We start from the raw sequence: 25,528 nt of genomic DNA, 5'->3' as shown, positions 1-25,528 counted from the left end.
GTGCGCGTTATGACCGGCCTCTCAACAGATGTGAGTAACGGTGGCGGGTTGCACCCGCCCTACGCAGTAGACCGGTTATTGCCACTGTTTCAGCAGTTCGCGTTGCTGGCGTTGAGCACTCTCTTGGGTACTGGGCGTCAGGCGTACCTTCTGTCCGGGCAGGCACTGGGCCAAACGGGCAACGGCTTGAGGCGTCAACGCACCGAGGCGTGGATAACCGCCGATGGTCTGCCGGTCGTTGAGCAGGATGATCGGCTGGCCATCAGGCGGCACCTGCACCGCGCCCAGGGGAATGCCTTCGGAGATCATCGAGCCACGGTTGCATTGCAACTGCGGGCCATTCAGGCGAATGCCCATGCGGTCGGCGCGGGTGTCGATCAGCCAGTCGCAGTTGAACGCATCGAACAGGCTCTGTCCGCCGAAGTCGCCGATCTGCGCGCCCAGCACCAGCGGCAGGCGAGGGCAGGACGAGTAGTGTGGAATCTGTTCCCGAGGGACTTCTCGCACGGACTCGGTGGTGCCGGCCCAGCTCAGTTCGTCGCCGTTGGCCAGGGCCTGGCCGTTGCCGTGCAGGCCACCGAGGCCTTCGCGCAGCATGCTGGCGCAACTGCCGAGTACCTCCGGTGCCAGGAAACCTCCGGGGGCGGCAAGGTAGGCACGGGCGCCCTGGCGTGGCTGGGCGAACGTCAGGCGTTGGCCGGCACGCACGCGGAAACTGCGCCAGGGCTGCAGGTTCTGTTCATCCAGGCGCGCGCCCAGGTCGGCACCTGCAAGCGCCAGCGTGGCGTCGCGGGTGCATTCGAATTCGCCATTGCCGAGGGTGATTTCCACCACGGCGGCGGTCAGTGGATTGCCCAGCAGCCAGTTGGCCCAGTACTGCGCGATCCAGTCCAGCGCGCCGCTCTGGGTCACGCCCAGGTGGCGTACGCCAAAACGGCCGGCATCCTGCAGTTGGATGAAAGGGCTGCTACGCACGATGCGCAGCCCATTGCTGGTCTGGGTCATTGCAAGGTCTCCAGAGGGCTGTCGTCGCCGCCCAGGCGGATGAACTCGGCACGTTCGACCGGCACGAAACGCACCCGGTCGCCCGGTTGCAGCAGGCTGTAGCCTTCGATGTCATCGCCGAAGAGTTTCACCGGGGTGCGCCCCAGCAGGTTCCAGCCGCCGGGGGAGGTCACCGGGTAGGCTGCGGTCTGGCGCTCGGCAATGCCGACGCTGCCAGGCGCGATGCGTTTACGCGGAGTGCTCAGGCGTGGCGTGGCGAGTAGCTCTTCGACCAAGCCCATGAAGGCGAAACCCGGGGCAAAGCCCAGAGCGAAGACCTGGTACGTGTGGTCACTATGGCGGGTGATCACCTCGGTCTCGCTGAGGCCGGTGCGTTCGGCCAGCAGTGCCAGTTCCGGTCCGACGCTGCGGTCGTACCAGGTGGGCAGGCAGTGTTCGCGGCCGCTGCCGGTCACGGCAGGTTGCAGGCCTTCGAAGGCTTGGGCCACCAGGGCGCGAACCTGCTGCGCGTCGAGCAGGGTCAGGTCGTAATGCAGCAGCAGCGTGGTGTAGGAGGGCACCAGGTCGATCAGTGCCGTGCAGAAGACTTCCTTCAGGCGCAGGCTGGCGGCCAGCATCCAGGGCATGTTGTCTTCGTCGATCTGTTCGAACAGACGCAGGATCAGGCTATCGATGCCGGCGACTTCGAGCCGTGGGGTGGGTGCTTTCATGCCTGATCCAGCGTGTCGAATGCCTGGCGGATACGTTTGACTGCGGCGACCGAGCTGGCGTTGTCGCCATGCACGCACAAGGTCTGAGCCCGCAGCAACAGGGCGCTGCCATCGCTGGCGACCAGGGTCTCGCCACGTGCCAGGGTCACGGCCTGGTCGACGATGATTTCGCTGTCGTGGTGCACCGCGTCGGGCAGCTTGCGGCTGACCAGAAAACCCTCGGCGTCGTAGGCGCGGTCGGCGAAGGCCTCGAACCACAGCGTCAGGCCGTACTCGTCGCCCAGCGCCTGGAACTGGCTGTTGTCGCGGGTGCACATCAGCATCAGCGGCAGGTGGCGGTTGTACTTGGCCACGGCGCTCATCACCGCACGCAGCGTGGCGGGCTTGCGCATCATGTCCTGATACAGCGCGCCGTGCGGTTTGACGTAGCTGACGTGGCTGTCCTGGCTACGGCAGATGCCTTCCAGTGCACCGATCTGGTAGAGCATCAGGTCTTCGACTTCCTGCGGCGTGCAGTCCATCGAGCGGCGACCGAAGCCGACCAGATCCTGATACGCGGTGTGCGCGCCGATGCGCACGCCATGTTCGACCGCCAGGGCCACGGTCTTGCGCATGGTGCCGGGATCGGAGGCATGGAAGCCGCAGGCGATGTTGGCGCAATCGATGAAGGGCATGACCTCGGCGTCCAGGCCCATGGTCCAGGCGCCGAAGCTTTCGCCGATGTCGCAATTCAGAAGCAGGCTATTCAAGGGAGCATCCTAATCGTGGCTTGCATGTGGAGGACGTCTAGTGGACAGCGCGCAGGCTGTTCTAATGGTTGTCGTTTATTTTTCAGAGTGCCGCCTGAGGCGTCCAACTAATAAAAACATCCGCCCGAGATAGGAAAAGCTGATGGTGGCGGGTATCGGATTTTCTGATCGGACGACTCCGTTTTTTCCCGTTGGACAGTGTCGCCTCAGCGCTCGACAGTGAGCCCCGTGAGACGCTCCTTGGCGCTGTTTTGGCGCACCCCCGGTTCCCGTACCGGGGGACTTTGCTTTCCGCTGTGCAGAAGTCGGGCCGATTCTGCACCAGACCACCTGTCCAGTGGGGAACTCCATGAAGACCGTACACTGCGTGTCGGCGCTCTGCGCTCTGCTTGTCGCTTTGCCCGTGGCCTTTCCCGTACAGAGTAACGAACGCTGGTCGATGTCCGTCGAGCAACCTGCGGGCAACTTCATCAGCCGTGTCGCGGTGGACTTCGCCAGAAACGTACGACAGGCCACCCAGGGCCATCTGGACATTCGCGTACATCCCAACTCTGCCCTGTATCGGCGCCTGGATGTGAAGCCAGCGGTGAGCCGTGGCGATATTCAGCTCGGCGACCTGTTCATGTCGGCGCTGGGCAACGAAGACCCGATCTACGAGCTGGACAGCCTGCCGTTTCTCGCCACCGATTACGAGCAGGCACGCAAGCTCTGGGCAGTCAGCCGCAGCGCGATCGAACAGCGACTGCTGGCCGACGGTGTGCGTCTGGTCTACGCGGTGCCTTGGCCGGCACAGAGTCTGTTCAGTGATCGCCCTCTGCAGCATGTTGGCGATCTGCGTGACCTGCGCTTTCGCAGTTACAACCCGACCATTTCACGCCTGGCGCACCTGCTGCACGCGCAGCCGACGACCATCAACACCGAGGACGTGGCACAGGCCTTTCGTGATGGCAAGGTCGACGTCATGCTGACCTCCAGTGCCACGGGTATGGATCTGCGCGCCTGGGATTTCGTTTCCCACTTCTACGATGTCAGGGCGTTCATTCCCAAGAACATCGTCATCGTCAACGAACGGGCCTTCCAGCGTTTGCCCGAAGCGCACCGGCAGGCGTTGTTGCATGCCGGCGAGCGCGCCGAGCGGGCCGGCTGGGAGCTTTCCTGGGCGCTGACCGGGTATCAGACACGCATGCTGGCCCGGCGCGGCATTACCGTCGTGCAGGACATTCCGCCGGCGCTGCATCAGGGGCTCACCGAGGTTGGCCAGACCCTGACCAACGAGTGGCTGGCGCGTGCGGGCGAGGATCGCGCACGCATCATCGATGACTATCTCGAGGGCGGCGAACACTAGAGTCGCAGCCAGTCGGTGCGCAAGGCCCGACCGATGGATATCGGCCGGGCCTTTTCGTTCAGACCAGGCGGAACTGGCTGGCGCTACGGCCGAGGGCATCGACCTGGGAAGAAAGGCCTTCGGTGTGATGGCCAAGGTTATGCCGCAGATCCTTGCTCTGGCCGGTATGCAGGTTGATGGACTCCATCTTGTCGGCGATGTCCTCGGTGGTGGTGGACACTTCTTCGATCGCCACCACGACCTGATTCATTTCGCCGTTGAGGCGCTCCATGGCCTGGGTGATGGAGTCGATGGCGTTGGCCACGTCACCGGCATGGCGTTCGCTGTCTGCCGCGAGACCGAGGCCGTTGCTCATCAACTGATGCATGTGCCGGGTCTGCTGCTGGAACTCGCCGACGATGGCGCTGATGTCGGTGGTAGCGGCGACGGTTTTCTGGGCCAGCGAACGCACCTCATCGGCGACCACCGAGAAGCCACGTCCGGCTTCACCGGCCCGCGCAGCTTCGATGGCGGCATTGAGCGCGAGCAGGTTGGTCTGATCGGCCAGGCTGTTGATCACATCGACGATACCGCTCACGCGAGCGCTGCTTTGCCCCAGTGCGTCGACCTGAGCGTGCGTGTCCTGGATCAGCTGGGCCAGGCGGCTCATGCTTTCGACACTGGCAGCGATCACCTGGCCGCCGTTGCGCGCGGCATCGTAGGCGCTGCTGGTTGCCGTGCCGACCTCGGCGGTGCGCTGCGCCATGTCGTTGAGCGTGGCGCTGATCTGTTGCGAGGCGGAAGCGGCCTGTTCGGTCTGCATTTCCACCTGCATGCTGTTGTCGCCCAGTTGGCGCATGGCATCACCGAGATGGCCATGCAGGCGACCCAGCTCGCCGTTGGCGTTGACCACCTGGGAAACGATGCCGCCGATGCCCTGGATCATGCGGTTGGCGGCAGCGGCCAGCTGGTTGAATTCATCCTTGGGGTTGTTGCCCACCGGCAGCTTGCCGGTCAGGTCGCCGGAGGCCACCTGGCTGAGCAGTTGCGTGGCATTGTGCAGACGTGCCACCAGCACGCGCGAGGCCTGCAGCAGGGTGATGGTGAGCAGGCCGGCGACGATGACGAAGCTCAGACCCATGATCCACTGCGCAGAGCTGCGTGCCTGCTGCGCGTCCGTTTCGGTTCGTGCCAGCAAGCCGCCTTCGAGGTTGCGGCTTTGCGCGTCGACACTCTCCTGTAGCTGCCGGGCAAGTTCGGTGATCTGCCGGTTGGCCGCGTTGATGCGTTCGATGCTCTGCTGCGCCTGGTTGAAGGCTGCCGAGAACTTCTGCGCATTCTGTCCGATAGGGGTTTCCTGCCAGTCCAGATCAGCGATCTTGGTCTGCAGTTCGCCGATGGCGGCCAGGGCGGTTTGGGCGAAGGCGTCATCGAAGGTCGACAGGTAGTCACGCTGCGCGCTCAGGGCTTCGCTGATGGCGGGCTGGATCAGGCTGATGGTGATGGATTCGAGTTCGCGTGCGCTGTCAGCCAGAACTTTGCGCTGGCCCTCGAAGGGGCTCAGGCCCAGGGCTTGATTGAGGGTCAGCCAGGTGCGTTGTTCGGCCACTTCTCGCTGCAATACCGTCTCGATCTGCTGGGCATCTTCGATCAGGCTGGCGTCATTCAACGGCTTGGCCTGTTCCACGAGTTGTCTGACGAGCGTCTCCAGCTCGGACAGATGCGCGGTGTAGCTGGCCACGTCGTTGGGGCTCAGTTGCTGTCGCTGCGCGCTGGTACGCCACCACTGGTTCATCAGCTCCGTGGTCGCGCTGGCGTAGGCGCCGGCACTGCTGCGCGCCTGCAGCGCATCGCCCAGGCGCTGGTTAGCCCAGAATGAAGCGGCCGCCATCAGCGTCAGACTGATCAGGGTCAGTGCGACGAGCAAACGGAATTTTTGTTGCCAGGACAGTAAAAAGCTCACGATAACGCCTCGCCATCTTCTTCAGGATGATTCTCAGGAGTCGGCAAGTTGTCATACAACTTGAAGAAAAGTCTATGGCCGTACTGCCTCCCGAGAAATGAAAAACGGGGCCTAAGAAGGCCCCGTCGGTGCGTCGCTATCACCAGAGTGGCAGTGTGTAGCTGAGAATCAGGCGATTCTCGTCGAGATCGTTGCCGAAGTTGGAGCGAACCGTAGCGTTACGCCATTTTAGCCCGAGGTTCTTCAGCGGGCCGCTCTGCACCACGTAGGTGATGTCCATGTTGCGTTCCCATTCCTTGCCTTCGCTGCTGCGACCGGCAACCTCGACGTTGTCGCCGGAGATGTAGCGGGTCATGAAGGTCAGGCCGGGGATACCGATACTGGCGAAGTTGTAGTCGTAACGCACCTGCCAGGAGCGTTCCTCGGTGTTGGCGAAGTCGTTGATCTGCACGAAGTTGACCAGGAACGGGTCGCTGCTGGCGATGTACGGGAACGGGTCGTCACCGCTCATGCGCTGGTAGCCGGCACCGAAGGCGTGGCCACCCAGGCTGTAGGTGAACATGGCACCGAAGGCCTTGTTGTCGAGGTCGCGGAAGTTGCCGTCCTCGCGGCTCTGCGAATAGCGCAGGTCGCTCTTGAACGACTGGCCATCGCCCAGCGGCAGCACGTGCACCAGGGTGCCGTAGTACTGCTGGTAGACATCCTCGAGGGTGCCGTAATGCAGGCCGGCGGTGAGCTGCGGGGTGATCTTGTATTCGCCGCCGCCGAACACGAAGGAGTCGCTGTTGCCGCCGATACGGTTGCCCGTCATCTCGGTGTAGTCGGTGGAGCTGTTGGCCTTGATGCGGTTGATCTTGCCGCCCTGCAGGGTCAGGTTGTCGATTTCCTGAACGTTCAGCAATGCACCCTGGAAGGTCTGCGGCAGCAGGCGTGAATCGTTGGCCGAGACGATCGGGCTGCGAAAGTGCAGGGCGCCGGCTTTCAGCGTGCTGTTGGAGACCTTCACCTTGGCGGTCAGGCCGAGCTTGGAATATTCGTCCTGCGAGCCGCCGGAACGATCCGCCGGAAGCAGGCCGCTACCGGCGGTGCCATCGCCGGAGTCGAGCTTCAGACCGAGCATCCCCAATGCATCGATACCGAAGCCGACGGTGCCGTCGGTGTAGCCCGATTCCATGCGCAGCAGAAAGCCCTGCGCCCATTCCTCCGCCTTGTCACGGGCGCCGCTCTGGCGGAAATCGCGGTTGAAATAGAAGTTGCGCATCTCGACGCTGGCTTTGCTGTCAGCGATGAAATCGGCATGCGCGAGGGTTGGCAGGCCGCCGCCGAGCAACAGCGCGGATGCCAATGGGTAATGGGGTTTCATGGTGCAGTGTCTCCTGTTGGGAGCGCGCAGCCGACGAGAGCGGCTGCTTGGCAGAGCGCGTTTTGAATGATGTTGTTGTGGTCTGCGCAGAGCGCGGCGCCATTCTTCAAAGCGTTTCGAGACGGCGTCCAACGAGAAAAAACAGGGGCGGGCGATAAGAAAATTCATCCGCCGAATAGAATTTGCCTGGCATGCAACCTGCTACGCCCGACGCTGGGAAACGCAGTTGGCGAGGCCCGTTCTTTCAGCATTTCGAAGAGGCGTCGTGGCATGAACCTGAGATTTCTCGAGACCTTCGTCTGGGTGGCGCGGCTGAAGAGCTTCCGCCTCACCGCGGAGAAGCTTTTCAGCACCCAGGCTTCCATTTCCAGCCGTATCGCTGCGCTCGAGGACGAACTGGGCACGCGTTTGTTCCTGCGTGACTCCAAGGGCGTTTCCCTCACCCCGGAAGGGCAGAAGGTGCTCGAGTATGCCGAGCGCATGATCGACACCATGCACGCCATGAAGCAATCGATCAGTGATACCGGCAGCATTCAGGGACGGATTCGTGTGGGGGCGATGGATACCGTCATTCACACCTGGCTGAGTCCGTTCGTAACACGGGTGATGGAGCGCTACCCGGGGGTGGAGATCGAATTGACCGCCGACACTGCGCGCAACCTCAACGAGCAGTTGCTCAAGGGCTATCTGGACATCGTGTTTCAGACCGACATGGTCAACGGCGACAGCGTGCGCAATCTCGAACTGGCCAGTTTTCCGGTGCGCTGGATCGTGCCCACTGGTTCGCTCTACCACCGCTCCTATGCCTCGATGGACGAGCTGGCGCGCGAACGCATCATCACCTTCTCGAAGAACTCGCGACCGCATCAGGACATTCTCAATCTGCTGCACATCGGCAACGTCAGTGCGCCGCGCATCAGTTGCGTGAACTCCATCGCCGCCATGACGCGGCTGATCCGCGATGGTTTCGGGGTCGGCGCCTTACCGCCGGCACTGGTGCGCGACGAACTCAAGCAGGGGCTGCTGACCATTCTCGAAGACGTGCCCGAACCACCGTCGCTGCCAGTGGTAGCCACCTGGCGCACCGGTGTTGGCCTGGAACTGAGCGAGGACATCATCTCCCTGGCCTGTGAGGCCCTGGGTGCCTATGTAGAAGAGATGGGGCAGGGAATGATGACCTTTATGGCGCCTCAGGCCGAGCAGAAACTCGCCTGATTTTCCTGCTGTTACCTGCCTTGATGATCGCCCGTTTATGGTGCGCGGAGGCTGCTTTTGCCTCGTTTCGTCTCATAACGATTTCCGATCATGCGCCCCCGGTTTTTCTAGTTGGACAGGGTTGGACGATCTGCCGAGACTCGGTTTCGTCCACACCTTGGCGCCTCGACCAGCGCCCATAACAACGATCAGGAGCATTGCATGAAAAGTACCGCATCAGGTTTTGCACTTTCCGCTCTGGCCGCGTGCCTCATCGGCTTTTCCAGCGTGAGTGCGCAGGCCGCCGAGCGCTGGAACATGAGTGCCGAACAGCCCGACGGCAACTCCATCACCAAGGTTGCCAAGGCCTTCGCCAAGGACGTTACCGACGCCACCAATGGCGAACTGCAGATTCGTGTGCACAGCAACTCCGCACTGTTCAAACGTCCGGAAGTGAAGCGTGCGGTGCAGACCGGGCAGGTTCAGCTCGGTGACGTATTGATGTCGGTTCTGGGCAACGAGGATGCGATCTTCGAAATCGACAGCGTGCCGTTCCTCGCGCGCAACTATGACGATGCCAAGAAGCTCTGGGAGGTCAGTCGTCCGGCTGTCGAAGCGCGTCTGGAGAAGCAGGGCGTCAAGCTGCTCTATGCCATGCCCTGGTCGCCACAGAGCATCTTCACCAAGACCCCGATCAATACCATGGCCGATTTCAAGGGCATGAAGTTTCGCGCCTATAACCCGGCCACCTCGCGTATGACCGAGCTGATGGGCGCCGTGCCTACCGTGATCCAGACCGGTGAAGTGCCGCAGGCCTTCAGCACCGGCATGATCAGCGGCATGCTGACCTCGCCGACCACGGGCGTGGATACCCAGGCCTGGGACTTCTCCAAGTACTACTACGACGTCAAGGCGTTCATCCCGAAGAACTTCGTGATCGTCAACGCCCGTGCTTTCGCGCGTCTGCCTGAAGCGTCGCAGCAGGCCGTACTGGCGGCCGCCAAGCGTGCGGAAGAGCAGGGCTGGGCCGCCGCCCAGGCGGAAACCAGTGCACTGGTGGCGACCCTGGCGGAGAACGGCATGGAAGTCAGCGAAAGCGCTCCGAGCGAAGTGGAAGCGGGTTTCGAAAACATTGGTGCGACCATGGCTGCCGAGTGGCTGCAGCGTACCGGTGATGAAGGCAAGGCGATCATCGACGCCTACCGCAATTGATCCAGGGCGGCGCGCTCGCCGCGCCGCCTCCCGGGTGGGTTCTCCAGGGCCCGCCCATCGCTTCCTTCGCGTGCGAGGCATTCGTCTCATGAGTTGGCTACGTAAGTTGTACACCTTGTCCGGCCTGTTGGCCGGTCTGTTTCTGATCCTTATCTGCGTGCTGATCGTGGCGCAGATTCTGGCCCGGCAGTTCGGCACCATGATTCCGTCCACCGACGAATTCGCTGCCTACTGCATGGCTGCTTCGGGTTTTCTGGCGTTGCCCTATGCGCTGATGCGCGGCGCGCACATTCGTGTCGAACTGCTCTTTCGCATTCTGCCGCAGCGCAGCCTGTTCGCCGTCGAGGTGCTGGGCAACATGGTCGGCTTGCTGATCGCCGCCTATCTGGCCTGGTACTGCGCGCTGTTCGTGCTGGAGTCCTACGAGTTCAAGGAAGTCTCTTCCGGTCTGTTACCGATCCCGATGTGGATACCGCAGATACCGATGGTGCTGGGCACCGTGATCCTGGTGATCGCCATGGCCGAGCGCCTGGTACTGGTGTGCCGTGGGCAGCGCTTCGAAGACCAGACGCCTGGCGTGATGAGCGAGTGAGTGCCGCGTCCCCAATTAGGGAGTCTCTAAAAACGTAGGCGAGGTAGTCAGCACAAGGCAAAAACAAGCGAAAAAGCGGAGTTTACGGGCTGTAAATGAGCATTTTGATCGGACTCGCGCACGAGCTTGTTTTTAACGCGGTGATGACAACGCAGGTAGTTTTTAGAGGCGCCCTTTAGATGTGGCGGCAAATGCCGTCTAAAACAACAGTGAGTTCGCCGTGGAATACACAATCATTGCAATCACCCTGCTGGTGGCGTTGTTCGTCCTGCTTGGCGGTGGTGTCTGGGTTGCCCTGTCTCTGCTGGGCGTCGGGATCATCGGCATGGAGCTGTTCGGCGGGGCGCCTGCCGGTTCTATTCTCGCCTCCACCAGCTGGACGGCCAGTGCCAGCTGGACACTGACGGCGCTGCCGCTGTTCATCTGGATGGGTGAAATCCTCTATCGCACCAAACTCTCGGAAGACATGTTCCGTGGCCTGTCGCCCTGGGTACGCGGTCTGCCGGGACGGCTGTTGCACGTCAACGTCCTGGGCTGTGGCATCTTCGCCGCGGTCAGTGGCTCCTCTGCCGCGACCACCGCCACCATCGGCCGCATTTCGCTGCCCGAGCTGAAGAGCCGTGGCTATCCGCAAGGCGTCGCCATGGGCTCGCTGGCTGGTGCCGGCACCCTGGGGTTGCTGATTCCGCCGTCGATCATGATGATCGTCTATGCCGTGGGCGCGCAGGTATCGGTGTCACGCCTGTTCATCGCCGGCATCCTGCCGGGCCTGTTGCTGCTGGTGGTTTTCTCCGGCTACCTGATGATCTGGTCGAAGCTCAATCGCGGCCAGCTACCGCCGGAAGAACCGGCGCTGCCACTGCGCGAGAAGCTGCGCCGGGCGCGTTTGCTGATTCCTGTGGTGGCACTGATCGTCGCCGTGATCGGCTCGATCTACACCGGTGTGGCGACCGCTACCGAAGCGGCGGCGCTGGGTGTGGTCGGTGCGTTGTGCATCGCCCTGTACTCGCGCTCGCTGACGGTCGAGACCTTCATGTCCAGCCTGCTCGGCGCGGTGTGCACCTCGTGCATGATTTTCTTCATCCTGCTCGGCGCCGCTTACCTGACCGCCGCGATGAGTTTCACCGGGCTGCCGTCGGCACTGGCCGACTGGATCATCGCCAAGCAGATGTCGCCCTATGTGCTGCTGGCTGCGTTGCTGGTGTTCTTCATCATCCTCGGCAGTTGCCTGGATGGCATCTCGATCATCCTCCTGGCCACTGCGGTGATCCTGCCGGCCGTGCAGGCGGCAGGTATCGATCTGCTGTGGTTCGGCATCTTCATCATCCTCACCGTGGAGATGGCGCAGATCACGCCGCCGGTTGGCTTCAACCTGTTCGTGATCCAGAACCTCACCGGGCGCGACATGTGGACGGTGGCCAAGGCCAGCTTCCCGTTCTTCCTGTTGCTGGTGCTGACGGCGATTCTCATCACCCTGTTCCCGCAGATCGTCCTGGCACTTCCCGAAGCGATGCGCGGCGCCTGAGTCGCTTCCCTGCTCCGCCCGCTCTTCGCGGGCGGGGCAGGGGTCGCAGAGCGCACCGCCCGGGTGCGCCCTTGACCGAAAATGTCGCAGCCTCGCAAGCGGCTGCATACCGTCCCTCGTTAAGCTGATCCGCCATATGTGACCGATCGGTCGCCATTCTTCGTTACGGTTCTTGCGCTGCCTGCCGCTGTCATTGGCGCTTCATGGACTAACGTTGAACTAACGCGTGGATGGCGTGATCAAGACCTGCGATTGCCTTCCTGTCGAACCCACCAGCCAAATGGAGCATAACCATGGCGTTCTTTACGGCGGCCAGCAAAGCCGACTTCCAGCACCAACTGCAAGCGGCCCTGGCTCAGCACGTGAGTGAGCAGGCGTTGCCACAAGTGGCGCTGTTCGCTGAACAATTTTTCGGCATCATCGCGCTCGAGGAGCTGATTCAGCGGCGCCTCTCCGACCTGGTCGGCTGCACCCTGTCAGCCTGGCGCCTGTTGGGCAGCTTCGATCCGGCTGAGCCGCAGGTGCGGGTCTTCAACCCGGATTACGAAAAGCACGGCTGGCAGAGCACTCACACCGCGATCGAGGTGTTGCACCCGGATATCCCGTTTCTGGTCGACTCGGTGCGTATCGAACTCAACCGCCGTGGTTACAGCATCCATACCCTGCAGAACAGCGTGCTCAGCGTGCGCCGTGACAAGAACGGCAACCTGCAGGAAGTGCTGGCCAAGGGCAGCACCGGCAAGGGCGTTACCCAGGAATCGCTGATGTTCCTGGAGATAAACCGATGCGCCAGCAATGCCGACATGAAATCGCTGCACAGCGCGCTGCTGGAGGTGCTGGAAGAGGTGCGCCTGAGCGTGGCCGACTTCCAGCCGATGAAGGCCAAGGCACTGGAGCTGCTCGGCAAGCTGGACAAGAGCAAGCTGAAGATCGAAGCGGCCGAGCTGGAGGAGGTCAAGGTCTTCCTGCAGTGGCTGCGCGACGACCATTTCACCTTCCTCGGCTATGAAGAGTTCACCGTGCACGAGGCGGCCGACGGTGGCTATATCGAGTACGACGAAAGCTCGCTGCTGGGCCTGTCCACACGCCTGCGCAAGGGCCTGAGCCGCGCTGACCTGCATATCGAACCCTACGCCCTGAACTACCTGCGCGAGCCGATGCTGCTGTCCTTCGCCAAGGCCGCGCAGCCGAGCCGCGTGCATCGTCCGGCCTACCCGGATTTCGTCTCTATCCGAGAGATCGACGCCAAGGGCAAGGTGATCAAGGAATGCCGTTTCCTTGGCATCTACACCTCCATCGCCTACAGCGAGAGCGTGCGCGAGATTCCCTATATCCGCCGCAAGGTCGCCGAGGTGGAGAAACGCTCCGGCTTCACCGCCCATGGCCACCTGAGCAAGGAGCTGGTCAAGGTGCTGGAAGTGCTGCCGCGCGACGATCTGTTCCAGACGCCGGTGGACGAGCTGTTCAGCACCGCGCTGTCGATCGTACAGATTCAGGAGCGCAACAAGGTGCGCCTGTTCCTGCGCTTCGACCCCTATGGTCGCTTCGTCTACGCGCTGGCCTACGTGCCGCGCGACGTGTATTCCACGGAAACCCGCCTGCGTATCCAGCAGGTGCTGGTCGACCGCTTGCAGGCCAGCGACTGCGAGTTCTGGACTTACTTCTCCGAGTCGGTCTTGGCGCGTGTGCAGTTCATCCTGCGCGTCGACCCCAAGAACAAGCTCGATATCGATCCGCAGCAGCTCGAACGCGAAGTGATCCAGGCTTGCCGTTCCTGGACCGATGACTACGCCGCGTTGATCGTCGACAGCCTCGGCGAAGCCAAGGGCACGCGCGTGCTGGGCGATTTCCCGAAAAATTTCCCGGCCGGCTATCGCGAACGTTTCGCCCCGCATTCGGCGGTGGTGGACATGCAGCACCTGCTCCGACTGAGCGCCGAGCGGCCGCTGGTGATGAGCTTCTACCAGCCGCTGGCGCAAGGCGACCAGCAACTGCACTGCAAGCTCTACCACGCCGACACGCCGCTGCCGCTGTCCGATGTGCTGCCGATTCTGGAGAACCTCGGCCTGCGCGTACTTGGCGAGTTCCCCTACAAGCTGCGCCGTGCCGATGGCCGCGAGTTCTGGATTCACGACTTCGCCTTCACCTATGCCGAGGGGCTGGATGTCGATATCCAGCAGCTCAATGACACGCTGCAGGATGCCTTTATCCATATCGTCGGCGGTGACGCCGAGAATGACGCCTTCAACCGCCTGGTGCTGACTGCGGCCATGCCCTGGCGTGATGTGGCACTACTGCGTGCCTACGCGCGCTACCTCAAGCAGATTCGCCTGGGTTTCGACCTGAGCTACATCGCCGCGACCCTGATCAACCATGCCGATATCGCCAAGGAGCTGGTGCGCCTGTTCAAGACGCGCTTCTACCTGGCACGCAAACTTAGCGCCGAGGATCTGGAAGACAAGCAGCAGAAGCTCGAGCAGGCCATCCTCGGTGAGCTGGACAACGTCGCGGTGCTCAACGAAGACCGCATCCTGCGCCGTTACCTGGATCTGATCAAAGCCACTTTGCGTACCAACTTCTACCAGTTGGGTGAGGGCGGTCAGGCCAAAGGCTACTTCAGCTTCAAACTCAGCCCACGGTTGATCCCGGACATTCCACGTCCGGTGCCGAAGTTCGAAATTTTCGTCTACAGCCCGCGCGTCGAGGGCGTGCACCTGCGCTTCGGTGATGTCGCCCGTGGTGGCCTGCGTTGGTCCGACCGCGAGGAGGACTTCCGTACCGAGGTGCTCGGCCTGGTCAAGGCGCAGCAGGTGAAGAACGCAGTGATCGTGCCGATGGGCGCCAAAGGCGGCTTCGTGCCGCGCAGGATGCCGGTCGGTGGTTCGCGCGACGAGGTGATGGCCGAGGGTATCGCCTGCTACCGCATCTTCATTTCCGGCCTGCTCGACATCACCGACAACCTCAAGGAGGGCGAGGTGGTGCCGCCGCAGAACGTGGTGCGCCACGATGCCGACGACCCCTATCTGGTGGTGGCGGCGGACAAGGGCACCGCTACTTTCTCTGATATCGCCAATGGCATCGCTGCCGAATACGGCTTCTGGCTGGGCGACGCCTTCGCTTCGGGCGGCTCGGCTGGCTACGACCACAAGGGCATGGGCATCACCGCCAAGGGCGGCTGGGTTTCGGTGCAGCGCCACTTTCGTGAGCGCGGCATTGATGTGCAGAAGGACAACGTCACTGTGATCGGCATCGGCGACATGGCCGGCGACGTTTTCGGCAATGGCCTGTTGCTATCGCAAAGCCTGCAACTGGTGGCGGCTTTCAACCACATGCACATTTTCATCGACCCCAATCCGGACGCGGCCAAGAGCTTCGTCGAGCGCAAGCGCCTGTTCGAGCTGCCGCGTTCGAGCTGGGCCGACTACGACGCCAAGCTGATTTCCGAGGGTGGCGGCATCTTCCTGCGCAGTGCCAAGAGCATCACCATCAGCCCGCAGATGAAGGAACGCTTCGATATCGCCGCCGACAAGCTGGCACCGACCGAGCTGCTCAATGCATTGCTCAAGGCGCCGGTGGATCTGCTGTGGAACGGCGGTATCGGCACCTACGTGAAATCCAGCAAGGAAAGCCACGGCGATGTCGGCGACAAGGCCAACGACGCGTTGCGCGTGGATGGCTGCGAGCTGCGCGCCAAGGTGGTGGGCGAGGGCGGCAACCTGGGCATGACCCAGCTTGGCCGTGTCGAATTCGGCTTGAATGGTGGCGCCAGCAACACCGACTTCATCGACAACGCCGGTGGCGTGGACTGCTCCGACCATGAGGTGAACATCAAGATCCTGCTCGGCGAGATCGTCGCCGCCGGCGACATGACCGAGAAGCAGCGCAACAAACTGCTCGCCGAGATGACCAATGACGTCTCCGAGTTGGTGCTGGGCAACAACTACAAGCAGACCCAGGCGCTGTCGCTGGCCGAACGTCGTGCCCGTGAGCGCATCGGTGAGTACAAGCGCCTGATGAACGCGCTGGAGGGCGCTGGCAAGCTCGATCGTGCCCTGGAGTTTCTGCCGACCGACGAGGCGCTCAACGAACGTGCCTCCAGCGGCCGCGGCCTGACCCGTCCGGAACTGTCGGTGCTGATCTCCTACAGCAAGATCGACCTCAAGGAGTCGCTGCTCAAGTCCCTGGTGCCGGATGACGACTACCTGGCTCGCGAAATGGAGACCGCGTTCCCGGCGATCCTCACCGAGAAATTCGGCGACGCCATGCGCCGTCACCGCCTCAAGCGCGAGATCGTCAGCACGCAGATCGCCAACGACCTGGTCAACCACATGGGTATCACCTTCGTGCAGCGCCTGAAGGAGTCCACCGGCATGAGCGCGGCCAACGTCGCGGGTGCCTACGTGATCGTGCGCGACCTGTTCCGCCTGCCGCACTGGTGGGCGCAGATCGAGGCACTGGACTACAAGGTGCCGGCCGAGCTGCAACTGCAGTTGATGGATGAGCTGATGCGTCTGGGCCGTCGTGCCACGCGCTGGTTCCTGCGCAGCCGCCGCAACGAGCTGGATGCCGCGCGTGACGTGGCGCATTTCGCACCGCGTATCGAAGCGCTGGTCGGTCGCCTGGATGAGCTGCTCGAAGGTCCGGCACGCGAGCAGTGGCTGGCGCGCTATCAGGGCTTCGTCGAAGCGGGCGCACCGGAGGAGCTGGCCCGTGTGGTCGCGGGCACCACGCACCTCTACACGCTGTTGCCGATCATCGAGGCGGCGGACGTCACCGGCAAGGACGCCAGCGAAGTGGCCACGGCCTACTTCGCCGTCGGTGGCGCGCTGGATCTGTCCTGGTATCTGCAGCAGATCACTGGCCTGGCGGTGGAAAGCAACTGGCAGGCGCTGGCCCGCGAAGCCTTCCGTGATGATCTGGACTGGCAGCAACGGGCGATCACCGTGTCGGTGCTGCAGATGGCCGATGGCCCGCAGGAGATCGAAGCGCGTGTGGCCCTGTGGCTGGAGCAGCATCATCGCCTGGTGGATCGCTGGAAGGCGATGCTCACCGAGCTGCGTGCGGCGACTGGCAGTGACTACGCCATGTACGCGGTGGCCAACCGCGAGCTGATGGATCTGGCGCAGAGCGCCTGATCTGCGGCTGAAACGAGAAAGCCCCGCCAAGTGCGGGGCTTCTTCGTTTCAGTCGGGTGAGGCTGTCATCGGTGCGCATGACACACCCTACGGCGGTACACGCGATGCGGTGTGTCGTAGGGTGCGCCGTGCGCACCGTCATCGCCTCGGTCAGCGCAGCATCTGCTCAACCAGGCGTTTCTCTTCGGCCAGCTCACGTTGGCGTGCATCGATGCGCGAGGCCAGCTGGAAGTTGTTGCTGGCGCGACGCTTGGCGAAGTCGAGCTGTTCGATGGCCTGGTTGTAGTCGCCGACCAGGGCGAAGTATTCGGCACGCGCCTGGTGCAGGCCGATGGTGTTGCCGCTCAGGCCGCGAACCTCTGCGACCTGATACCAGACATCGGGATCCTTGGGTCGGGTCTTGAGCAGCTCGTCCAGCGCACGTTCGGCGTCGCGCACGCGCTGCTGCTTGAGCAACAGATCGATGTGCGTCTGCTGCAGCGGGTAGTTGCTGGGGTACAGGGTGAGCAGGCGCTGCTGGCGGCGTTCGGCGGCATCCAGGCGATTGGCGGCCATATCGATTTCGATCTGCGCCAGGTTGTAGACGATATCGTCCGGCTCCTTGCTCAACAGCGGTGCCAGGGTCTGACCTGCTTCGGCGAGCTGACCGGATTTCATCTGCGCCAGTACCAGGCCGTAGCGCGCGGCGTCAAGATTGGGGTTCTCGTCGAGCATGGCGCGAAAGCGCTTGGCGGCAACGCCCGGCGTCTCTTCATAGGTCAGCTGCACGCGGGCGCGCATCAACTGGTAACGCAGGCTGTCCTCGCGCCCTGCCGCCGGGTATTGCTCGGCGCGGTTGCGGGTGTCGGCGATACGCGATTCGGACACCGGGTGAGTCAGCAGGAATTCTGGCGGCCGCGCGTCATAACGGTACTGACGCATCAGGCGCTCGAACATCAGCGGCATGGCGCGTGGGTCGTAGCCGGCCTTTTCCAGGTTGACCAGGCCGATACGGTCGGCCTCCTGCTCGTTCTGCCGGGAGAAGCGCCGTTGCTCCTGAATCGCAGCGGCCTGGGTGGACATGATCGCGGCTATGCCGGCATCGCCTGCACCTGCGGCGGCAGCGACGATACCGGCGAGCATGGCTGCCATCAGCGGCAATTGCATGCGCTGCTGGGCCTCGACGCCACGGGCGAAGTGACGCTGTGACAAGTGCGCCAGTTCGTGCGCCATCACCGACGCGTACTCGGCCTCGGTCTGGGCATAGAGGAACAGACCACCGTTGACCCCGACGATCCCGCCGGGGGCGGCGAAGGCGTTCAGTTGCGGGCTGTTGAGCAGAACGAATTCCAGGCGGCGATCCTGCAGCTGGCTGGTTTCCGACAGGCGATAGACGCTGGTCTCGACGAAGTCCTTGAGCTGCGGATCGTCCAGTTGCGACACCTGGCCACGCAGCAGGCCGAGCCAGGCGCGGCCGAGTTGGTGTTCCTGCTGCGGCGAGACGATCGAGGAACTGGCATCGCCCAGCGACGGAAGATCACTGGCGCCGGTATGCGCGGCAAACAGGCAGGCGAGCGTCAACAGGGTAGGGCGCAGAAAAGTCATGCACTCAGAGCTCTCAGGCGGCAAAGGCGTTACTGTAGCCGGCCAGCCACTGCGCTGGCCAGGGTTGTAAGGGCTTGGGTATCCTAGCCGCTTTCATGGAGTAAACGATGACAGACGTACCGGCTTTCGATGCCGAACTGGACGCCTGCGGGCTCAACTGCCCGCTGCCTTTGCTCAAGGCCAAGCTCGAACTCAATCGCCTGGCCAGCGGCGCGGTGCTCAAGGTGAGTGCCACCGATGCCGGCTCGCAGCGCGATTTCCGGGCCTTTGCCAGCCTGGCCGGGCATGCCCTGTTGCATGAAGAAGTCGAGGCTGGCGTCTACCGTTATTGGCTACGCAAGGCTTGATCGCTTGTAGCAGCCTGCAACACATCCCGCCGTCGTAGCGCGTCATGTCTCATGCGCAAGGCGTATGAGAGCGCCGGTATTTTCCGGCATCAAGGAATTTCCGATGGTCAAGGTTCTACGTAATTGGGTGCATCGCTACTTCTCCGACGAGCAGGCAGTGGTGCTGGCCGTGTTGCTGGTGCTCGGCTTCGGCGTAGTGCTGACCCTGGGCGGCATGCTCGCCCCGGTGCTGACCGGCATGGTGCTGGCCTTTCTGATGCAGGGGCTGGTCAATGGCCTGGAACGCTTGAAGGTGCCGCAGGTATTGGCCGTGTGGATCGTCTTCACCCTGTTCATGGGCGGGTTGGCGGTTTTCCTGCTGGTGCTGATGCCGTTGCTCTGGCAGCAGCTCAGCACCCTGTTCAACGAGCTGCCACGCATGGCTGCCGAATGGCAGTCGATGTTCCTGCTGCTGCCGGAGCGTTACCCGAATCTGATCACCGATGCGCAGATCGTCCAGCTGATGGACAGCATGCGCGGCGAGACGGGCAAGATGGGCCAGTGGGCGCTGTCGTTCTCGCTGTCCAGCCTGCCGATGCTGATGAGTCTGATGATCTACCTGGTGCTGGTGCCGATCCTGGTGTTCTTCTTTCTCAAGGATCGCGAGCTGATCGGCCAGTGGTTTCGTGGTTACCTGCCGCGTGAAAGGGCGCTGATCACCCAGGTCGCGCAAGAGATGAACGAGCAGATCGCCAACTACATTCGCGGCAAGTTCATCGAGATCGTCGTCTGTGGCGTGGCGACCTACATCGCCTTTGCCTACCTGGGTCTCAACTACGCCGCGCTGTTGGCATTGCTGGTCGGCCTGTCGGTGGTGGTGCCGTATATCGGCGCAGTGGTGGTGACGGTGCCAGTGGCGCTGATTGCGCTGTTCCAGTGGGGGTGGAGCGACCAGTTCATCTACCTGATGGTGGTCTACGGCATCATCCAGGCGCTGGATGGCAACGTGCTGGTGCCGTTGCTGTTCTCCGAGGCCGTCAACCTGCATCCGGTGGCGATCATCTGTGCCGTGCTGCTGTTCGGCGGGCTGTGGGGCTTCTGGGGCATCTTCTTCGCCATTCCCCTGGCGACGTTGTTCAAGGCAGTGCTCAATGCCTGGCCGCGAATCGAGCCAGAGCCTGTACAAGCCTGACCGGGGCGGGTAGGAGCGGTTTCAGCCGCGAAGTGCGCAGACCTGTTACCAGCCCAATGAAAAAGGCCGCAAACGCGGCCTTTTTCAGGTTTCAGGGGTATCCAGCAATGCCGTAGGGTGCGCCGTGCGCACCGACAAACACCATCGCCGGCGCACTTAGCCCTTGTGCAGCGCCTCGGCGGCTGCCAGCACCTTGTCGACGTGGCCGGCAACCTTCAGGTTGCGCCACTCCTCGCGCAGCACGCCATCCTTGTCGATCAGGAAGGTGCTACGCACGATGCCCATGTACTCCTTGCCGTAGTTCTTCTTCAACTGGTAGACGCCGAACTGGTCGCACAGCTCATGCGCCTCGTCGCTGATCAGCTCGAAGGGGAACTCCTGCTTGCACTTGAAGCTTTCGTGTTTCTTCAGGCTGTCCATCGACACACCGAAGATCACTGTATTGGCCGCCTGGAACTGTTCGAAGCGGGCGCGGAAGTCCATGCCCTCGGTGGTGCAGCCCGGTGTGGCGTCTTTCGGGTAGAAGTACAGCACCACCTGCTTGCCCTTGAGATCGGACAGCCTCACCTGCTGGCCACTGGTGGCCTGGGCCTGGAAGTCGGCGACGGGTTGGTCGATGGCTACGGTCATGGGGACTCCTTCAATAGAGGCGGTCGATGATCTCGCGAGCTGGCGCCATGCAAGGCCGCGGAGGTTACACGCTATAAATGAACTGGCCGGATCTGTTGCCGGCGCAGCAGAGCGTCACGGGTTCTGCGGGCGCCAGGGTTCTATCAGCGCATCCAGATTCAAGGCATCGGCAAAGTCCAGGAACTGGTCACGCAGCCAGCTGATCTGCGTGCCCGCTGGCAGCGTCACGGTCAGCGTGGCGTTGAGCATGGTGCCGCCGGTCTGTGGCGCCTGATAGGTGTCGCAGGTCAGGCTTTCCAGTTCGACGCGGTGGTCGATGAAGAACTGGCACAGCTCGTTGAGAATGTCCGGACGATACACCGCGCTGACGTAGGCAACGTACGGCAGAGCCTGCGGGCGAACTTCGGCGGCGGCGCTGCGAATCACATTGACCGAGAAATCATGCTTCTTGGCCAGCGCGGGCAGGCCGGACTCCAGGCGAGCCAGGGCATCCCAGCTGCCGGATACCTGCAGCACCAAAGCGCTGAACTCTCCATGGCGGCTCAGGCGGGTGCTGATAACGGCACAGCGGTTTTCATGGCTGGTGCGGCTGAGCAGGTTGGTCAGGGCCATGGCATCGCGGCCGAGGGCACTGATAACGAGGAATTGTTCGCGAACGGGGGGGGTGGACATGCAGCCTTCCTAAAGCGATGAACGGTCTGCGCACTGGCAGCCACAGACCAAAGACAGCAGGTTAGCGAAAAGCACCGCTCAGGGGAATGGCGGCACCGCGTGCCGAGGGCGACGATGAGTGCCGACAAGCCCTTGTCCGTTGCTTGTGCCGGACTGGTGGCACCAGTACCATTACGGCTCAATTTTTCCGGCAGGAGCGGTTGCATGATTGCGGGCAGTATGGTGGCACTGGTCACGCCCATGGATGCGCAGGGTGGTCTGGATTGGGAGGCCCTGAGCAAATTGGTGGATTTCCACCTGCAAGAGGGCACCAATGCCATCGTCGCGGTCGGCACCACGGGTGAGTCCGCCACGCTGGACGTGGGCGAGCACATCGAAGTGATCAAACGCGTGGTCAAGCAGGTTGCCGGCCGCATCCCAGTGATCGCAGGCACCGGTGGCAACTCTACCCGTGAATCGGTCGAGCTGACCCGGGCCGCTCAGGAAGTCGGCGCCGACGCGGCGCTGCTGGTCACGCCGTACTACAACAAGCCGACCCAGGAAGGCCTGTACCTGCACTTCCGCCACATCGCCGAAGCCGTGGCCATCCCGCAGATCCTCTACAACGTACCGGGCCGCACCGTGTGCGACATGCTGCCGGAGACCGTCGAGCGCCTGTCGAAGATCGACAACATCATCGGTATCAAGGAAGCCACCGGCGACCTGCAGCGTGCCCAGGAAGTACTGGATCGCGTCAGCAAGGACTTCCTCGTCTACTCCGGCGACGATGCCACTGCCGTGGAACTGATGCTGCTCGGTGGCAAAGGCAACATCTCCGTTACCGCCAACGTCGCGCCGCGTGCGATGAGCGACCTGTGCGCCGCCGCCATGCGTGGCGAGGCGGCCATCGCCCGCGCCATCAACGACCGCCTGATGCCTCTGCACAAGGCGCTGTTCCTGGAATCCAACCCGATTCCGGTGAAATGGGCACTGCACGAAATGGGCTTGATGGGCGACGGTATTCGCCTGCCGCTGACCTGGCTCAGCCCGCGTTGTCACGAACCGCTGCGCCAGGCCATGCGCCAGTGCGGTGTATTGGCTTAATCTCAAGGATTCTACGCATGAAGCGACTGGCCGGATTTTCCGCCCTTGCTCTGATCGTCTCCAGCACCAGCGGTTGTGGTTGGCTCTGGGGTGAAAATGGCTATTTCCGTGATCGGGGCACTGATTATCTGGAGGCGCGTCAGACCGCCCCGATGCAGCTGCCGCCCGATGTCCAGGCCAAGCGTCTCGACCCGCTGTTGCCGGTGCCTGCACAGATCGCCAGCAGCACTGAAACCCCGGCCGAGTTCGAAGTGCCGCGTCCGCTGGCACTGCAGGTGCGCGCCGATGAGCGCGAGTTCAGTCTGCAGCGCAGTGGCGATTCGCGTTGGGTCGTGGCCCAGCGCGTACCGGCCGAAGTCTGGCCGCTGGCCCGCCAGTTCTTCGAGGACAACGGCTTCCGTATTGCCGAAGAGCGTCCGCAGACCGGTGAATTCACCACCTCCTGGCAGCGTTTCGACGAACTCTCCGCTGGCATGGCGCGTCGCCTGAGCAGCCGTGTTTCCGGCGTTGCGCCGGACGCTGAAACCCGCGTGCGCGTGCGCATCGAGCCGGGCGTACAGCGCAACACCAGTGAAGTCTTCGTGACCAGCGCCGAGCGTCCGGCCGGCAGCACAGCCGATGTCGGCTTCGCCGCCCGCAGTGGCAACGCCAGCCTGGAAGCCGCACTGCTCGACGAAATGCTGGTGAGCATGGCTCGCGGTGTGGAGCAGGGCGGTTCGGTTTCCCTGCTCGCTGCTCGCGACTTCGATGCACCCAGCCGCGTCAGCCTGAGCGAAGATGGCAACGGCAACCCGGTACTCAACCTTGGTGCCGATTTCGACCGCGCCTGGTCTGGCGTCGCCCGCTCGCTGGAGCTTGCTGACGTACGCGTCGACGACCTTAACCGAAGCCTTGGCCTGTACTACATCAACCTGGCCGAAGGTGCCCAGGTCAATGAAGAGAAGCCAGGTTTCTTCGGTCGCATGTTCGGCAGCGCGCCGAGCAAGGAAGAGATCGAAGCCCGCGCCGAGCGCTATCAGGTTCGCCTGACTCCGGTTGGCGATGGCGTGCAGGTCACCGTGGAAAAAGACCTCAACACCGTTGCCCCGGCCGATGTATCGCGCCGCGTGCTGAGCCTGATCCAGGACAACCTCGGCTGATCGCATCGCGACTCAGCCATTGATCGATGGGCGAAACCCTCCAGGGTTTCGCCTGTTTTGTTTGCCAGAAACGGAAATGCCGACATGAGCACACCCACCACCCTGAGCCTCAAAAAGATTTACTCGGGCAAGGTTCGCGACCTCTACGAAATCGACGACAAGCGCATGCTGATGGTGGCCACCGATCGTCTGTCGGCATTCGACGTGATCCTCGAGCAGCCGATTCCGGAGAAGGGCAAGATCCTCACCGCTATCTCCAACTTCTGGTTCGACAAACTGGCTGACGTGGTGCCCAACCACTTCACCGGCGACAAGATCGAGGACGTCGTGCCGGCTGCCGAACTGCCGCTGGTCGAAGGCCGCGCCGTGGTCGCCAAGCGCCTCAAGCCGGTTGCCGTGGAGGCCATCGTGCGTGGTTATATCGCTGGCTCCGGCTGGAAGGAATACCAGAAGAGCGGCACCGTCTGCGGCATCGCCCTGCCGGCAGGCCTGAAGGAAGCGGCCAAGTTGCCGCAGCCGATCTTCACTCCCTCGACCAAGGCCGCCGTAGGTGATCATGACGAGAACATCAGCTTCGAACAGTGCGAAGCCATCATCGGTGCCGAACTGGCCGCCAAGGTGCGTGACACCGCTATCGCGCTGTACACCGCTGCCGTCGAGTACGCTGCCACTCGCGGCATCATCATCGCCGACACCAAGTTCGAATTCGGTTTGGATGAGGACGGCACTCTGACCCTGATGGACGAAGTGCTGACTCCGGACTCCAGCCGCTTCTGGCCGGCCGACAGTTATGTCGAAGGCCAGAACCCACCGAGCTTCGACAAGCAATTCGTGCGTGACTGGCTGGAGTCCACCGGCTGGAACAAACAGCCCCCGGCCCCGACCGTACCGGCAGACGTGGCGCAGAAGACTGCCGACAAATACCGCGAAGCACTGACCCGCCTGACGGTATAAGCCTTAGCGTCAGGCTGGCCTGGGCTCAATAAAAACGCCGCGCTCCGTGAAGGAGGGCGGCGTTTTTGTATGCGTGGCCTGCGTTTCAGGCTACGAGGTCAAGCCTGGCGCGCAGGACTTGGTCAATGAAGAGCCTGAACCAATATTGGCTAGCCGGTTATCGCCCGTGCTGCGATACACCCTCGCCAGCCACCTCGTCATGAGCGACGCGAACATACTGACCCTACATAAAATCGGGGGGCATACCACTTTGACGCATGACCATGCGCTATACACAGCTTGTCTCAGTTCGTCGTCAGGTTCGGGCCTGCCGCTGATAATCAGCGTTTTCTCGATATCACCACCCATGGCACATCCGACGGCGCGTGCTTTCCAGTGCCGTGAGCATTGTTTGGCATGAACACTGGTCTGTCCCGGAACTAGTGGACAGATAGTTAAAGAGTTACTGTTCGCATAGCGCCGCTAGAACTCCATCGGACTGAGATAGCCCAGCGTCAAGTGGCGGCGGCGGTGATTGTAAAAGCGGATGTAGTCGAACAGGTCGGTTTTCGCCTCCTGGTAGCTGGCGTAGCGAGTCAGGTACACCCGTTCAGCCTTCAGCGAACGGAAGAAACTCTCCATCGCAGTGTTGTCCGCTCCCCGGGCGTGAATGGCTGGGCACGATGCGATGTCGCCGCAGCAAGGTCTGGTAATCGTACGCGCAGTATTGGCTGTCACGATCCTAGTGCAGCAGTACCTCGGTTTGCGGCTGTCGGCGAGCAACGGCTATCTCTAATGCGGCGTGTACCAGGGCCTGCTGCATCCGATGGTGCATCGCCCAACCGACAACAGCTCGTGACGGCGGCCAGATACAGCCAGCCTTGGGCCGCCCGTACGTAGGTCATGTCCGAGACCCAGTACCGATTAGCGCGATCTGAAGCGAACTGGCGATTCAGGTGATTCGAGGCAATCGGCAGAGCATGGCGACTGCTGGAAACCAGTCGCCAGCGCTTGCGCGAACGAACGCGTAGACAGGCTTCGCGCGTCAGTCGAGCCACCAAGTGTCGACCACACGCATGCCCCATGCCCGCCAACTCGGCCTTGATTCGGCGATGGCCATAGATCCCATTCATCTCGTGGTGGATGCAGCGGATCTCCTTGCTCAGACGCCGATTCGCCATCGCTCTCGCCAAAGGT

Annotated in this window: 21 protein-coding genes; 11 read left to right on the top strand and 10 right to left on the bottom strand. The window is 62.4% G+C overall.

Annotated elements, in window-relative coordinates; all coding sequences use genetic code 11:
• Positions 1 to 75: 75 nt before the first annotated feature.
• The 3 genes from HS968_RS16350 to HS968_RS16340 are packed head-to-tail and all read right to left on the bottom strand — an operon-like array spanning position 76 to position 2,464.
• On the bottom strand, positions 76 to 1,005 hold the full coding sequence (locus HS968_RS16350) for a 5-oxoprolinase subunit C family protein (protein ID WP_182367207.1): 930 nt from the start codon (positions 1,003 to 1,005) through the stop codon (positions 76 to 78).
• Complete coding sequence (locus HS968_RS16345) at positions 1,002 to 1,715, bottom strand: 5-oxoprolinase subunit B family protein (protein WP_182367204.1); 714 nt, start codon at positions 1,713 to 1,715, stop codon at positions 1,002 to 1,004. Before HS968_RS16345 ends, HS968_RS16350 begins: the two co-directional genes overlap by 4 nt.
• Complete coding sequence (locus HS968_RS16340; RefSeq protein ID WP_182367201.1) at positions 1,712 to 2,464, bottom strand: 5-oxoprolinase subunit PxpA; 753 nt, start codon at positions 2,462 to 2,464, stop codon at positions 1,712 to 1,714. The genes HS968_RS16345 and HS968_RS16340 overlap by 4 nt, the downstream gene beginning before the upstream one ends.
• A gap of 349 nt (positions 2,465 to 2,813) precedes the next feature.
• Here HS968_RS16340 and HS968_RS16335 point away from each other — a divergent pair, with 349 nt between their 5' ends.
• Positions 2,814 to 3,809, top strand: a complete 996-nt coding sequence (locus HS968_RS16335; RefSeq protein ID WP_182367198.1) for a TRAP transporter substrate-binding protein — start codon at positions 2,814 to 2,816, stop codon at positions 3,807 to 3,809.
• 58 nt (positions 3,810 to 3,867) lie between these two features.
• Here HS968_RS16335 and HS968_RS16330 read toward each other — a convergent pair whose 3' ends face one another.
• Complete coding sequence (locus HS968_RS16330; protein WP_182367195.1) at positions 3,868 to 5,751, bottom strand: methyl-accepting chemotaxis protein; 1,884 nt, start codon at positions 5,749 to 5,751, stop codon at positions 3,868 to 3,870.
• Positions 5,752 to 5,890: 139 nt separating this feature from the next.
• Positions 5,891 to 7,114, bottom strand: a complete 1,224-nt coding sequence (locus HS968_RS16325) for an OprD family porin (protein ID WP_119692712.1) — start codon at positions 7,112 to 7,114, stop codon at positions 5,891 to 5,893.
• A 270-nt stretch (positions 7,115 to 7,384) separates the two neighbouring features.
• On the opposite strand from HS968_RS16325, the gene HS968_RS16320 reads away from it, so the two are divergent.
• The 5 genes from HS968_RS16320 to HS968_RS16300 all read left to right on the top strand — a co-directional run bounded on the left by HS968_RS16320 (position 7,385) and on the right by HS968_RS16300 (position 16,772).
• Entirely contained in the window at positions 7,385 to 8,329 is a 945-nt protein-coding gene (locus tag HS968_RS16320; protein ID WP_182367191.1) for a LysR family transcriptional regulator, read from the top strand.
• A gap of 201 nt (positions 8,330 to 8,530) precedes the next feature.
• On the top strand, positions 8,531 to 9,520 hold the full coding sequence (locus HS968_RS16315; RefSeq protein WP_106736224.1) for a TRAP transporter substrate-binding protein: 990 nt from the start codon (positions 8,531 to 8,533) through the stop codon (positions 9,518 to 9,520).
• A gap of 88 nt (positions 9,521 to 9,608) precedes the next feature.
• Positions 9,609 to 10,112 carry a TRAP transporter small permease gene (locus HS968_RS16310; RefSeq protein ID WP_179621932.1) on the top strand — a complete coding sequence of 168 codons (504 nt, stop codon included), beginning with the start codon at positions 9,609 to 9,611 and terminating at the stop codon, positions 10,110 to 10,112.
• Positions 10,113 to 10,332: 220 nt separating this feature from the next.
• A complete protein-coding gene (locus HS968_RS16305; protein WP_182367189.1) occupies positions 10,333 to 11,637 on the top strand; it encodes a TRAP transporter large permease in 1,305 nt (434 codons plus the stop codon).
• 293 nt (positions 11,638 to 11,930) lie between these two features.
• Complete coding sequence (locus tag HS968_RS16300) at positions 11,931 to 16,772, top strand: NAD-glutamate dehydrogenase (RefSeq protein WP_182367186.1); 4,842 nt, start codon at positions 11,931 to 11,933, stop codon at positions 16,770 to 16,772.
• A gap of 150 nt (positions 16,773 to 16,922) precedes the next feature.
• On the opposite strand, the gene HS968_RS16295 is transcribed toward HS968_RS16300, so the two are convergent.
• The gene (locus HS968_RS16295) at positions 16,923 to 18,356 is read right to left on the bottom strand and encodes a M48 family metalloprotease (RefSeq protein WP_182367183.1); all 1,434 of its coding nucleotides are present in this window, start codon (positions 18,354 to 18,356) and stop codon (positions 16,923 to 16,925) included.
• A 107-nt stretch (positions 18,357 to 18,463) separates the two neighbouring features.
• Between HS968_RS16295 and HS968_RS16290 the strand changes: the two genes are divergently transcribed.
• Both HS968_RS16290 and HS968_RS16285 read left to right on the top strand, forming a co-directional pair.
• Complete coding sequence (locus HS968_RS16290) at positions 18,464 to 18,703, top strand: sulfurtransferase TusA family protein (RefSeq protein ID WP_106736219.1); 240 nt, start codon at positions 18,464 to 18,466, stop codon at positions 18,701 to 18,703.
• A gap of 103 nt (positions 18,704 to 18,806) precedes the next feature.
• A complete protein-coding gene (locus HS968_RS16285) occupies positions 18,807 to 19,874 on the top strand; it encodes an AI-2E family transporter (RefSeq protein WP_182367180.1) in 1,068 nt (355 codons plus the stop codon).
• A gap of 156 nt (positions 19,875 to 20,030) precedes the next feature.
• On the opposite strand, the gene HS968_RS16280 is transcribed toward HS968_RS16285, so the two are convergent.
• Positions 20,031 to 20,504, bottom strand: a complete 474-nt coding sequence (locus tag HS968_RS16280; protein ID WP_182367177.1) for a peroxiredoxin — start codon at positions 20,502 to 20,504, stop codon at positions 20,031 to 20,033.
• Positions 20,505 to 20,618: 114 nt separating this feature from the next.
• Complete coding sequence (locus tag HS968_RS16275) at positions 20,619 to 21,176, bottom strand: glycine cleavage system protein R (protein WP_106736216.1); 558 nt, start codon at positions 21,174 to 21,176, stop codon at positions 20,619 to 20,621.
• A gap of 204 nt (positions 21,177 to 21,380) precedes the next feature.
• On the opposite strand from HS968_RS16275, the gene dapA reads away from it, so the two are divergent.
• The 3 genes from dapA to HS968_RS16260 all read left to right on the top strand — a co-directional run bounded on the left by dapA (position 21,381) and on the right by HS968_RS16260 (position 24,352).
• The gene (gene dapA / locus HS968_RS16270; RefSeq protein WP_106736215.1) at positions 21,381 to 22,259 is read left to right on the top strand and encodes a 4-hydroxy-tetrahydrodipicolinate synthase; all 879 of its coding nucleotides are present in this window, start codon (positions 21,381 to 21,383) and stop codon (positions 22,257 to 22,259) included.
• Between the two features lie 17 nt (positions 22,260 to 22,276).
• Positions 22,277 to 23,398 (top strand): outer membrane protein assembly factor BamC, encoded by a 1,122-nt coding sequence (gene bamC / locus HS968_RS16265; RefSeq protein WP_119692702.1) that lies wholly within the window; start codon positions 22,277 to 22,279, stop codon positions 23,396 to 23,398.
• Positions 23,399 to 23,482: 84 nt separating this feature from the next.
• Complete coding sequence (locus tag HS968_RS16260; protein WP_182367174.1) at positions 23,483 to 24,352, top strand: phosphoribosylaminoimidazolesuccinocarboxamide synthase; 870 nt, start codon at positions 23,483 to 23,485, stop codon at positions 24,350 to 24,352.
• Between the two features lie 462 nt (positions 24,353 to 24,814).
• Here the strand turns inward: HS968_RS16260 and HS968_RS16255 are convergent, their stop codons facing one another.
• Together HS968_RS16255 and HS968_RS26770 are read right to left on the bottom strand one after the other, a co-directional pair.
• A complete protein-coding gene (locus tag HS968_RS16255; protein WP_182367172.1) occupies positions 24,815 to 24,973 on the bottom strand; it encodes an IS3 family transposase in 159 nt (52 codons plus the stop codon).
• 92 nt (positions 24,974 to 25,065) lie between these two features.
• Positions 25,066 to 25,464 carry an IS3 family transposase gene (locus HS968_RS26770; protein WP_407681662.1) on the bottom strand — a complete coding sequence of 133 codons (399 nt, stop codon included), beginning with the start codon at positions 25,462 to 25,464 and terminating at the stop codon, positions 25,066 to 25,068.
• Between the last annotated feature and the right edge of the window lie 64 nt (positions 25,465 to 25,528).

The organism is Pseudomonas berkeleyensis, from assembly GCF_014109765.1.
Lineage (GTDB): Bacteria > Pseudomonadota > Gammaproteobacteria > Pseudomonadales > Pseudomonadaceae > Aquipseudomonas > Aquipseudomonas berkeleyensis.
Note: the sequence above shows the minus strand (reverse complement) of the source record. Positions and strands in the feature narration are given on the sequence as shown.

Excerpts from the sequence above, each read along its gene's own strand:
- HS968_RS16350 (WP_182367207.1), bottom strand. The coding sequence starts at position 1,005 with ATGACCCAGACCAGCAATGGGCTGCGCATCGTGCGTAGCAGCCCTTTC.
- HS968_RS16345 (WP_182367204.1), bottom strand. The coding sequence starts at position 1,715 with ATGAAAGCACCCACCCCACGGCTCGAAGTCGCCGGCATCGATAGCCTG.
- HS968_RS16335 (WP_182367198.1), top strand. The coding sequence starts at position 2,814 with ATGAAGACCGTACACTGCGTGTCGGCGCTCTGCGCTCTGCTTGTCGCT.
- HS968_RS16325 (WP_119692712.1), bottom strand. The coding sequence starts at position 7,114 with ATGAAACCCCATTACCCATTGGCATCCGCGCTGTTGCTCGGCGGCGGC.
- HS968_RS16320 (WP_182367191.1), top strand. The coding sequence starts at position 7,385 with ATGAACCTGAGATTTCTCGAGACCTTCGTCTGGGTGGCGCGGCTGAAG.
- HS968_RS16315 (WP_106736224.1), top strand. The coding sequence starts at position 8,531 with ATGAAAAGTACCGCATCAGGTTTTGCACTTTCCGCTCTGGCCGCGTGC.
- HS968_RS16310 (WP_179621932.1), top strand. The coding sequence starts at position 9,609 with ATGAGTTGGCTACGTAAGTTGTACACCTTGTCCGGCCTGTTGGCCGGT.
- HS968_RS16300 (WP_182367186.1), top strand. The coding sequence starts at position 11,931 with ATGGCGTTCTTTACGGCGGCCAGCAAAGCCGACTTCCAGCACCAACTG.
- HS968_RS16295 (WP_182367183.1), bottom strand. The coding sequence starts at position 18,356 with ATGACTTTTCTGCGCCCTACCCTGTTGACGCTCGCCTGCCTGTTTGCC.
- HS968_RS16290 (WP_106736219.1), top strand. The coding sequence starts at position 18,464 with ATGACAGACGTACCGGCTTTCGATGCCGAACTGGACGCCTGCGGGCTC.
- HS968_RS16285 (WP_182367180.1), top strand. The coding sequence starts at position 18,807 with ATGGTCAAGGTTCTACGTAATTGGGTGCATCGCTACTTCTCCGACGAG.
- HS968_RS16280 (WP_182367177.1), bottom strand. The coding sequence starts at position 20,504 with ATGACCGTAGCCATCGACCAACCCGTCGCCGACTTCCAGGCCCAGGCC.
- HS968_RS16275 (WP_106736216.1), bottom strand. The coding sequence starts at position 21,176 with ATGTCCACCCCCCCCGTTCGCGAACAATTCCTCGTTATCAGTGCCCTC.
- dapA (WP_106736215.1), top strand. The coding sequence starts at position 21,381 with ATGATTGCGGGCAGTATGGTGGCACTGGTCACGCCCATGGATGCGCAG.
- bamC (WP_119692702.1), top strand. The coding sequence starts at position 22,277 with ATGAAGCGACTGGCCGGATTTTCCGCCCTTGCTCTGATCGTCTCCAGC.
- HS968_RS16260 (WP_182367174.1), top strand. The coding sequence starts at position 23,483 with ATGAGCACACCCACCACCCTGAGCCTCAAAAAGATTTACTCGGGCAAG.
- HS968_RS16255 (WP_182367172.1), bottom strand. The coding sequence starts at position 24,973 with ATGGAGAGTTTCTTCCGTTCGCTGAAGGCTGAACGGGTGTACCTGACT.
- HS968_RS26770 (WP_407681662.1), bottom strand. The coding sequence starts at position 25,464 with ATGAATGGGATCTATGGCCATCGCCGAATCAAGGCCGAGTTGGCGGGC.